Annotated in this window: 10 protein-coding genes and 2 pseudogenes; all 12 read left to right on the forward strand. The window is 36.5% G+C overall.

Translation table 11 applies throughout. The features are described 5' to 3' along the window. Window positions 1–101 precede the first annotated feature (101 nt). Window positions 102–896 (forward strand): annotated as a pseudogene (locus Xinn_RS23575) (ParB family protein); the annotation flags it as partial. Between the two features lie 766 nt (window positions 897–1,662). Next, window positions 1,663–2,301 carry a DUF7168 domain-containing protein gene (locus Xinn_RS18535; RefSeq protein WP_086955751.1) on the forward strand — a complete coding sequence of 213 codons (639 nt, stop codon included), beginning with the start codon at window positions 1,663–1,665 and terminating at the stop codon, window positions 2,299–2,301. Then, entirely contained in the window at window positions 2,273–2,875 is a 603-nt protein-coding gene (locus tag Xinn_RS18540; protein ID WP_086955752.1) for a DUF2857 domain-containing protein, read from the forward strand. Before Xinn_RS18535 ends, Xinn_RS18540 begins: the two co-directional genes overlap by 29 nt. Before the next feature lies 1 nt (window position 2,876). Continuing rightward, window positions 2,877–3,125, forward strand: coding sequence for a ParE family toxin-like protein (locus tag Xinn_RS18545; RefSeq protein ID WP_086955754.1), 249 nt, complete (start codon window positions 2,877–2,879; stop codon window positions 3,123–3,125). A gap of 85 nt (window positions 3,126–3,210) precedes the next feature. Beyond that, window positions 3,211–4,461 carry an STY4528 family pathogenicity island replication protein gene (locus tag Xinn_RS18550; RefSeq protein WP_086955756.1) on the forward strand — a complete coding sequence of 417 codons (1,251 nt, stop codon included), beginning with the start codon at window positions 3,211–3,213 and terminating at the stop codon, window positions 4,459–4,461. A gap of 100 nt (window positions 4,462–4,561) precedes the next feature. Then, window positions 4,562–5,275 (forward strand): PFL_4669 family integrating conjugative element protein, encoded by a 714-nt coding sequence (locus Xinn_RS18555; RefSeq protein ID WP_086955757.1) that lies wholly within the window; start codon window positions 4,562–4,564, stop codon window positions 5,273–5,275. Between the two features lie 37 nt (window positions 5,276–5,312). Continuing rightward, window positions 5,313–5,858, forward strand: coding sequence for a hypothetical protein (locus tag Xinn_RS18560; RefSeq protein WP_086955759.1), 546 nt, complete (start codon window positions 5,313–5,315; stop codon window positions 5,856–5,858). 24 nt (window positions 5,859–5,882) lie between these two features. Next, on the forward strand, window positions 5,883–7,913 hold the full coding sequence (locus Xinn_RS18565; protein WP_086955761.1) for a DNA topoisomerase III: 2,031 nt from the start codon (window positions 5,883–5,885) through the stop codon (window positions 7,911–7,913). A 743-nt stretch (window positions 7,914–8,656) separates the two neighbouring features. Next, a pseudogene (locus Xinn_RS22915) lies at window positions 8,657–9,079 on the forward strand (DUF3577 domain-containing protein); the annotation flags it as partial. A gap of 700 nt (window positions 9,080–9,779) precedes the next feature. Then, complete coding sequence (locus Xinn_RS18580) at window positions 9,780–10,235, forward strand: STY4534 family ICE replication protein (protein ID WP_086956598.1); 456 nt, start codon at window positions 9,780–9,782, stop codon at window positions 10,233–10,235. 82 nt (window positions 10,236–10,317) lie between these two features. Beyond that, complete coding sequence (locus Xinn_RS18585) at window positions 10,318–10,521, forward strand: hypothetical protein (RefSeq protein WP_086955764.1); 204 nt, start codon at window positions 10,318–10,320, stop codon at window positions 10,519–10,521. A 12-nt stretch (window positions 10,522–10,533) separates the two neighbouring features. Further along, complete coding sequence (locus Xinn_RS18590) at window positions 10,534–11,019, forward strand: single-stranded DNA-binding protein (protein ID WP_099137732.1); 486 nt, start codon at window positions 10,534–10,536, stop codon at window positions 11,017–11,019. The last annotated feature ends 87 nt before the right edge of the window (window positions 11,020–11,106 follow it).

Here is an 11,106-nt window from a genome sequence, read left to right on the forward strand (position 1 = left end):
TGTGTATAGGTCATAGTGCATTTTCCTTTGGCGAGAAAGATGCCTACTATAGCAACTGACCGCCTTTCTTAGAAATTGCACTTATTAGTCGAATCCAAGCTATACCATTAAATGAAATGGCTATGATACTAACATTGGATCAACTTAGTCCAAACCCAGATAACCCCAGAAAAGGGCGAAACCCTCGTTATGATGATATTAAATCTTCTATTAAATCCCGTGGGTTAGATACAGTACCTAAAGTTACACGTGATCCTGATGGTGATGATACATATATATTTAGTGATGGTGGTAATACTCGTTATCAGATCCTTGCAGAACTATGGCAAGAAACAGGAGATGAACGTTTTTATAGAATTCATTGTTTATTTAAGCCATGGCCTGGTCGTTTACACTGTGTAATAGGCCATTTGGCTGAAAATGATATGCGTGGTGATTTAACCTTTATAGAAAAGGCACAAGGTGTTCATAAAGCTAGAACATTGTTTGAAGATAAATTAGGTAAGAAAATAACACTACGTGAGCTTTCTAAATTATTAAGCGAAGAAGGATTTCCTGTTCATTACTCTAGTATTAGTAAGATGGAAGATGCTTTGAGTTATTTGTATCCACATATGCCTACTTTATTAGAGGGTGGTATGGGGAGAGGTCAAATTGAGTCGCTACTTTTATTACGTTCTAATACTAAACGAGTAGGAAAAGAATTTTTTTCCGATGGCGGCGAAGAAAATTTACCTATTGACGTATTTTCTAATGTCTGTACTCAATTTGATTCTCCAGAACTATTCTCATTAGATGTATTTCGAGATGAGCTAATTGGTGAGTTGATAAAAGATTGCCCTCACGTATCATTAAATTATGATAGATGGTTGTTTGAGTTGGACCCCAAAACACAACCAAAAGGAATGTTTGATAATACAGATTTAAATCAAACGCAAAATAGTGTTGAAGACGAATTAAAAGATGAATCTGTAATTGAAACACTAGAATCAAATGTTGTGGAAAACACCAAGCAGAAAAAAAATAGCAAAGAGCCTGTAATAATTGATAAGAACGAGATTGAAGATGAATCAGTTGATTTTATAGGTGATTTTGATTCAAATGAGGCGGAAAATACTGAACTGGGTTCAGTTGAGGAAAATGTTTCTTATAGTGTGGTAAAAGATGATATTGTAACAAAAGATAATGATATATCAGTAGATAGCTCAGTGGAAACACTAGTATCATCATTCTCTGAATCTTTACCCGTTGAAGAAAATCAGTTGGTAACTTTAAATACTTTATATCCTATTTCACCGTTGCAAGATGATATTGAGCATCTTCAAGCTGAAATATTTCGTTCTGTTTTTTCTCTTGCTGATGGATTAGGAATATCAGAGTTTATCAGTCAAGATAACTCTGAAATGAAATCTGCTGGATTTAAAGTTGATTCAGATACTACACCTTCTTTGGTGTTATTAAAGTCATTATCTGGTGATAACGAGGACGCACCTAATAATAGTTATTTTTGCAACGCATTAATTGGATTGTATTCTGATGATGAAATTAAAAAGCCCGATTTTAATGATGAAGAAGTATTATAATTTATAAAAATTGTTCGCTTCTTAAGAAGGTTACGTGAATTGCAATCAATATCTTTATTGGATGGGGTCACGAATCTTAATGATGTGTGAAGATAATTTACAATATCTCAAACATCTCATTAACACCATGCCGCCTTTTAATAATATAGGGCGGCACAAAAAAGATCATAATGAAAATGAGTTAAAGAATCTTGTTTCTTTGATGCGTGAATTTCAGACTATTTCTAGTAGAAATACACAAGAACAAGTTTTTTCAACTCAATTAACAGGGATGGTTAAACATGATATAGATTGGAATCTTGTGTTAATGCTTAGTTCAGAGATTATAGGTTCGGGTTTTATGCTTCAAAAAAGCAAATTATCTGAGCGGTCATTTGATATTATTTTTTATGGATTAGGACACCGTTCTGAAATTGCTAAAATGTTATTTATTGAGTTGGAAAATAGATTAAGGTTAGCAACGAATCGTCATTTAAGAAAAAGTTTAGAAGATGAACGTTGCCAGTCTACATCTTTTTCTCTACTTAGAAAAAAAATGAAGCATATGTTTTGTGTGCAGTGGGTCAGTCAATTATCGATTGAGATTACTCCTTTAAAACTGCATTGCAATGAAATCCATCATATGAATGATTGGAAGGTTTCGTTTTATGGTCATTCAGTTGTTGGTTTTCATATTGGGGATCAAAACAATGACAAAACAATTATCAATGTCAGGTAATAATTTATTAACTGACCTTATTATGGAAATTAAAGCTGGTAGTTTGAGACGCTGTGAATCATTAGGATTAAGTGCAGATGAGATTAGAATGTTGAATAATCTTACACTTGAGGACTTATATTATCTTTCTAAAAGTCAAGTGTCGGTTATTACATATCAAATACATCATGACAATCTATATTTAATCTTGGAGCAATCACGTATAGAACAAAAAAGAAATGAGTGTATTGATAGAGCATTAGAGTTAGGAGCATCTATAGAAATGATGCACCATTATTTTGGGCTTTCTCCTGTAGATGTAAGCACTCGCAGGCGATTAGCAGATTTAAGAGTATCTGTAGGGCGTTCTTCTAATTTAAGTGATGGAGATAAAGAAGCGCTTTGGAGTCGTTGGAAAAAATCAGATGTTCAAAATATAGATAGTGCCGAAGGATTTGAAATGATGATGTTATTAGCAGAGGAATTAGCATTATCACTAACGGCTGTCTGGAATAACCTTCAAGTAATGCTGGAGGTTTCAGTAACTAGAACTAAAAAAAGGAGTTTTAAACGCGAAATAAGGAGCTTAATTTAAGATGAATGATCACGATAGATTAAAGTATCGGAATAGAATCCCTGAAAAAATAATTAGTAAAGCAACAAAGCAATTAACTAGATTTAAGAAGGGTGAGCATATTTCTACCAAAATGAAATGTGGAGGGAAACGAGGGGGGATATTGAAAATTAATGTAGGTTCATTTTGGCGTTTGTTGAGTCGAGATAACGGAAGGAACTGGGAATTAATGACGCACGAGCGTTATAACAAGGAAATATTAAAACAGTGAGTGAGTCGTTTTTCTCTGCGCCTGCTAACTGGGCGCAGCAAAAAAGCGATTTAATTGATGAATCATAAAGTGGTATGGGTAACATATGGCTATTTCAAAAGAGAGTCTAATTAGTTTTACATTAGAAAAAATGCAGCAAAAATTAACACATGTATCTGAACCAATGGGAACAATACGTAGTGGTTTAATTTATGCTGGAAATATCCACGATGCTATACCTCGTCAATTACTATTAGATAGCCGTCTTTCTCCTTTTGATAAAACAGCATGGATGATGATACGGCTGTATGCGCATCAAAATGATGGTGCAACTTTTCCTACATACGATGAATTACAGTTACTACTAGCTTCCCCTAATAGTAAACAAGCATCAAGGGAAACGATCAGTAGGACACTGCTCGTTTTGCGTATTACTGGATGGTTAAGTTTATGTAAGCAGGTTCGGGATAGTTCAGGGTGTATACGTGGAAATATCTATATGCAACATGATGAGCCGATTAGTGCATTGGATGCGGAAATATTAGATCCTCGCTGGCTAGAGATATTAGAAAAAAGCTGTTTCCATGAAAATAAAAGCGTTCGCTTTACTGCTAGGGCTATTTTACAAGAAGTAAAAGATGATCCTCTTATGAAACATCAGCATTCTCGAATAAAACTAATTGAGAATCGCCTTGGTGTGGCTGTGACTCCACAACAACTGGCAGTAGAACAAGAAGCTATACTGTCAGGTAATCGAATTTTATCAAAAAATAAAAATCGAACTGAGTCAAAATCCCTTAGTTCGAAATCCGAACTAAGTCTACCACAGACCAAATCTAATCCAAGTTCGAATATCGAACTAAGTAATAAATCAAAGGGTTACAGTAAATTCCAAAAATCGAACCACTACGTACGTAATATTACACATAGTGTAAAAGAAACGTACGTATCTGAGGAATCAGTATTAATTTTTTCAGATAAATTAGAAGAGCGATTAGGAAAAAATGATAGTGGTATGCTGTTAGGTCAGCTAAATGATTTACCTATTGAACAGGCTAAATCTATCTTAGAACAATTGGAGTCTGGTTTTAAATCTGGTTCTGTAAAGAACCCAGTAGGATACGCTCTAACACTATTAAAATCAGCTAGAGAAGGCCGTTATTTGCATAATGGGCACTATAAAAACAACAAGATGAAAGAAAGTGTCAAGGTGGAAAAAAATAATAATCGAAGGGTGGAAGAAAGAAACGTTGAAAGAAAAAATACTCCCGTTACTACTGGCAGTGATAAACAACAAGTTAAAAAACATATTGCTGATATTAAAAAAATGTTGTGTTTCCCCCCGAAACAAAATTAATTTTCAGGAATTCATTATTTTCTGAATAAGAGTTTTTCATTGATGGGAAATGTATTTAATTACTATTGTTTAAATATACTCAGTAATGGAGTGATTTTTTATGACCACTAAAGACGTAAGTTCTGATAAGAAAAAAGCCGGAGCACTGAGATCTGAATTTTCATTTGAGCTTCATACACATTTTGCTATCAAGTTATGGGAAGGGCGACATAGAAATATTGATGATATTGAACAAAAGTCACAGAAGAAAGCATTCTGGAATATTATTAGTATGCCCGTTTTTATTGGAAGAGTAACGAGAATTCATAATGATGCTCTGGAAGATAATCCGTTTGCTGATATGTTCTTATATCGGGTAGAAAAATCATTAGATGAAAGTATAGAGATTTTACAATCCGAACTAGATAAGGCCGGAAAATGGTTAACTCAAATTCCTGCTCAGATACATATATCTGAGGTTGCTTCTTCCGAACCGCTAGATCTGAGCGTTTTTAGTCGGACTCCTTTGGGCTATAAGTGTGTTTGGTTATTGGTAGGGGTTGATCAGTTAGCTATGCGTACATATCAGGCTTATCACTATGGCTTAATTTCTAGGAAGAAAAAGGGAGATGTACTTGCTATTGCAGGCCATCAAGTCCGTAGAGCCTTTGGTATTGTGACTCTTTATCATAGTTTGCCTATTTCACGAGCAAATTTATCTAACATGAGTGAAGAACACCAAGCTGCGGTAAAAATAATGGGTGATTTAGATCACGACATTTTAACAGGAAGGAAACGTTCTTCTTTTTCTCCACCATTAGCTTCCTTAAAGTAGTAACACTTAATGGCTGTTAACTATATGAGGAGTACTTATGTCTTTTTGTAAATTTATTGTTCCTTTCTCTTTTATTCTACTTTCTGGCTGTGCTGGAACTGAATTTGCTGAACTTAATAAAAAGATTAGTGATTTTGGATTGTCTGTAACAAAGGGGCCAGCTACTGAAGATGGAATGCCTAGGTTAACTGCTGAAGTAGGAAAAAAACGCGATACTCGCCAGCATGAAATAACTGTTCCAGTTGATGTAGATACAGCCGCAGCAAGAGTAAGGCATTTTTATGAGTTTGTATCTAAGGATGAAATAGATTCATTGAAAAATAGTGGTAGTAAACAAGATGAATGGACAGTAAGTGCTATAAATGCGGCTGGATATACATGGGAAGCCAGCCCTGGTAGTTATTACAGTATGGGGAAAAATTGGAACGATAACGATCATTTGAATATTAAATTTCAGAAAAAAGGTAAAGGTACGCTGATGTTTATTACCTACGGGTCAGCTAATCCAGCACACTTAACTGATAACTACCTGAAACGCTTATTTAAACAAATTAATGATGTAGCGGTAGGTAAAGCTATATAACCCTAATCATAACAAGGAATGACTATGCGTCTTTTTTTATGTGAAAAGCCATCTCAGGGTAAGGATATTGCAAAGATTTTAGGTGCAAATTCTAAAAAAGATGGTTTTTATGAAGGGAAAGATCTGGTTGTTACATGGGCTAGAGGACATTTATTAGAAAGTGCCTCTCCTGATGCTTATGGTGAGCAGTTTGGTATCCCCTGGCGTAAAGAAGTCTTACCTATTATTCCATCTCAATGGAAAATGGTTGTAAAAAAAGACGTATCAGCAATGTTTAAGACAATTTCACTGTTATTGAAACGTGCTTCTGAAGTAGTTATTGCAACTGATGCTGATAGAGAAGGAGAGGTTATTGCAAGGGAAATATTAGAGATATGTCGTTATACCGGTTCTATTCAGCGCCTTTGGTTATCAGCATTGGATGATGCAAGTATAAGACAGGCGCTTAGTTCGATGTTGCCAGGCAAAAAAACGGAATCGCTTTATCAGGCAGGATTAGGGCGTTCTCGCGCTGATTGGCTGATTGGCATGAATATGACTCGATTTTTTACGACATCAGCGCGAGAGCAGGGATACGGAGGCTTATTTTCAATTGGACGGGTTCAAACCCCTACATTAGCTTTGTTAGTAAAAAGAGATCGTGAGATAGCCCAATTTACACCTAAACCATATTGGCAGGTTAAAGCTCTTTTACAGCACCAAGGGATATTCTTTGCGGCTAAATGGGTAGCTGCCGAACAATATTGTGATGATGAAAAACGTTGTAATCAATTGCAGGTAGCAAAAGCTGTCATTCAGTTATGTAATAACAATAAACAAGCACGAGTATGTGAGGTTCAGCAGCAACGCGAAAAGCATTCACCGCCGCTTACCTTTGATTTGGGAACATTGCAGCAAGTAGCATCAAAACGTTGGGGATTTAGTGCTAATCAAGTGCTAGAGATAGCCCAAAGCTTATATGAAAAACATAAAGCTACTACTTATCCAAGAACTGATTGTGGTTATTTGCCTGTGTCTATGCAATCTGAGATCCCTGATGTGTTGAAGGCACTAGCGGCAAGCGATACTTCAATAGTCCCATTATTGAATAAACTGGATACTAAATTAGTTTCCCGTGTCTGGAACGATAAAAAAATTACTGCGCATCATGGGATTATTCCAACTAAACAACCACCTACTTTATCTGGGATGAGTGCAGAAGAAAGAAAGTTATATGAATTAATTCGTACTCACTATTTGGCTCAGTTTTTACCTGCGCAACAAGTTGATGTAACTACTCTTTCTTTTGATATAGGAGGCCAGCTATTTATCTCTAAAGGTAATGTTGAGGTTATTAAAGGGTGGAAGTTGTTATTCTCCAATTCAGAAGATACCGAAGATGAGACAGAACCTACAGAAAAACTTCCTGCTTTATCTCAGGGGGAAGTGTGTGAAGTTAAAAATGGTGAGCTGAAGCAACTGGAAACTAAGCCACCTCAACACTACACTGATGGAACATTAATTGCCGCTATGAAAAATGCGTCTGCATTTGTTACTGATCCGAACTTAAAGAAAATTCTGAAGGATAATGCAGGATTAGGAACAGAGGCTACGCGGGCTGGAATTATTGCTAAATTGGAGGAAAGAAACTTCTTATCTCGCCAGAAGAAGTTTCTGTTAGCTACGGATATTGGATCTCAGCTTATTGATGCACTGCCATCTGTAGTTACTGATCCTGGCATGACGGCATTATGGGAACAGGCTTTAGAAGAAGTTGCTGAAGGTAAAATGCCCTTGACCACATTTATGCAAAAACAGGAAGCTTGGGTTCATCATTTGTTAGAGAAAGCACAGAATACACCGTTAAAATTGAACTTACCTACAATGCCGCCTTGTCCAAAATGTCAGGGGAAAATGGTACTACGTGAGGGTAAGAAAGGGCGTTTTTGGAGCTGCCAGCGTTACCCTGAATGTGATGGTATCGTTTCTTTAGATACAGCAAAAAAGGTGAGAGGTGCTAAATTTCAATCAGGTAAGAAGAAAAAAAGTAATACGTTGAAAACCCTTTTTTCGTAACTTAGGTGTACAGTCACCTAAGTAACTGCTAAGGTTTCCTAGCTAGGAAATAGTACCCCGTAACTACGGAGGGAAAACGCTAAACAGCGTTCTAACCCTAATAGTTCAGAAAATTACTGCTTCGACACAGTAGATTTTCAAGGCGTATCCAACTCCGTGAAAAACACGCCGGGTTTGTTGAATGGCCTCGGAGTTTTATTTCAACTTCGCAGAATTGGTACAACTGCTAAAGGCGTTACTTTTGTTTTGGTAACGCCTTTAATTTTATCTGTGAGATCAGAAGTTGCGAGAATGATAGGAATTTCCCGTGTGCAAATCTCCAGAAGATATAGTTATCTTTTTGAAGATAACTAATTATTTTAAATAATATAATTTCTTGACATTGTTTTTTTTTTGATTTGAAGATGTACGAGATTCTATGTTGCTTTGCAACCTACCAATGCTTTAACAGTCTGAAAGAAGCGCTTTCGGGTGACTGTATCAATCAAGGTTCCTGTAGTCTGAGAGGAACGCTTTCGGGTGACTACATTATCTGCCAGACCTGAAAAGGCAGACAGTAAATACTCTGGGTAAATCCGTTTATTCTTTGAAAACGGAGATCGCTAAGGCGATTAAGAAACTCTTCACATATATCATATTGCGATATCGGGTTAGCCTGATGGCTGGCTTCCTAATGGGAAATAACTATCCCATTGGGATGATGTTTCTCATTTTTTATCTTATTTTTTAGGAGAAACATTATGATGAATCGTAGAAATGAAAATAAATACTTCAATCTTCATATTAATGGTCTTGGATACTTAAACAACATACGGTATATAGACGGCCCTAATGGATCTTTCTTAACCGTTGTAATTGACGCTTTAAGTGGCTCTATCGATAGTCCCGTATACGTGCGTTTTGATTCTATTGTTGTTGGAGATAGCACCATTAAACTAATAAACCGCTGCCGGAAAGCAGTGGATGAAGATCGGAAAGTTTTGATTGGATTCGTATTAAGCAACCCTTCTACTGATATTGTTACATTCAATAGCGGGAAATCTGCTGGAGAATCACGTGTACGTATACGTACTCGGCTTATTAATATCGACTGGATCAAAGTAGGGAAAGAGACGGTATATAAGGCTAAAAAATTCCAATCAATACCATCTAGTGAAGAAAAAACACTAGAAGAAAAAACATTACAGGATGAGGGAAAATCCCAAGAGCAACATATTGCTGATAATATACGCCTTTCTTCAAGTGCTTCTGCTTCAAGTGAGGATAAAATACGTGAAGCTATAGAAAATTTAAAGCGTACTGGAAAAAAAGTCAGCAAATCGGAAGTTTCGAGAATGACTGGAATTTCTCGTTCTCAAATATCCAGAAGATACAGTGACCTTTTTGAAGATAAATAATTGCTTGTTTAATTTATTTATTTTCATAAAAGTTATAGCGTTATTGTGCTTTGTTTCTTATGGTGAGGTTGTTTATATATAGAGAATATTTTATTCATAATTTCTTGACATTGTTTTGTTTTGATTTAAACATGTACAAGATTTTATGTTGCTCTGCAACCTACCAATGCTTTAGCAGTCTGAAAGAAGCGCTTTAGGGTGACTGTATCAATCAAGGTTCCGTTAGTCTGAGAGGAACGCCTTCGGGTGACTACATTATCTGCCAGACCTGAAAAGGCAGACAGTAAATACTCTGGGTAAACCTGTTTATTCTTTGAAAACGGGGATCGCTAAGGCGATTAAGAAACTCTTCACATATATCATATCGCGATATCAGGTTAGCCTCATGGCTGGCTTCCTAATGGGAAATAATTATCCCATTGGGATGATGTTTCTCATTTTTACCTTATTTTTTAGGAGAAACATCATGATGAATAGCAAAAATGAAAATAAATACTTCAATCTTCATATTAATGGTATTGGATACCTGAGCAATATACGCCATCGGAAAGGACCTAATGGAACTTTTTTAACCGTGGTGATTAATGCTTTAAGTGGTCCTACTGATAGTCCCGCATATGTGCGTTTTGATGCTACTGTTGCAGGAGAAAGTACCATTAAACTGATAAATCGTTGTCAAAAAGCGGTTGATGACGATAAAAAAGTGTTGATTGGATTCGTATTAAGTAACCCTTCTACTGAAATTTTTACTCTCAATAGTGGGGAACATGCTGGAGAACAACGAGCGTGTATACGTGCTCGGCTGATTAACATCGACTGGATCAAAGTTGGGAAAGAGATGGCATATAAGGCTGAGAAACTTCAATCAACACCACCAAGTGAAGATAAAGTGCCTGCAAGAGATTATGCAGCAGACTCATTCTAAATCACGTAATTTTACTTCCCTGAAAGGAACATACTTCTTTCAGGGAAGTATGTTTCTATCTTATTGATTAAAGGAACATACTATGGTTAAGACTGGTGTTCTTGCAGCAAAATTGGCAGGACAAAATTTACCCTTACAGGTTCTATCTGGTCGTACTGGTTATTACATTGGAACGATGAATGAAGAAGGGCCTGTTTCTCGTGAATCCGTTGAATATTTTCAATCGGATAAGGTTGCATCTAATGCTCTGAAATTAGGCGATTGGACACAACGCGAATATATCTGAGGAGAAAATATTATGGCTTCAAGAGGAGTAAACAAAGTTATTTTGGTAGGCAATCTGGGAGCAGATCCAGAAATTCGTTATATGCCAAATAACAAAGGAGCAGTGGCAAACATTACTATTGCAACTTCTGAGAGTTGGAAAGATAAGCAAACTGGTGAAGCGAGAGAAAAAACTGAATGGCATCGTATAGTTATCTTCGGAAAACTTGCGGAAATAGCTGGTGAGTATCTTCGGAAAGGTTCACAAGTTTATATAGAAGGATCTTTGCAAACTCGGAAATGGCAAGATAATAGTGGTCAAGATCGATACACAACCGAAATCCTAGTGAATGGTAACGGAGTGATGCAGATGTTGGGTAATCGTAGTAATACACAGGAGAATTGGGGGCAACCACAACAACCACAATATAGTGGTGGGAAGCCATCTAACCAGGCTCCAGTTTCTTCATCTCAGCACAATGAGCCGCCGATGGACTTTGAAGATGACATTCCGTTTTAAGTGCGCCGTTTTGCTTTGTAAATCAAGTGATTATATCAATTAATTGATATAATCATAGGCTGTTGGAGTGCCTATTGCAAGCCTGAC

The organism is Xenorhabdus innexi, from assembly GCF_002632485.1.
Lineage (GTDB): Bacteria > Pseudomonadota > Gammaproteobacteria > Enterobacterales > Enterobacteriaceae > Xenorhabdus > Xenorhabdus innexi.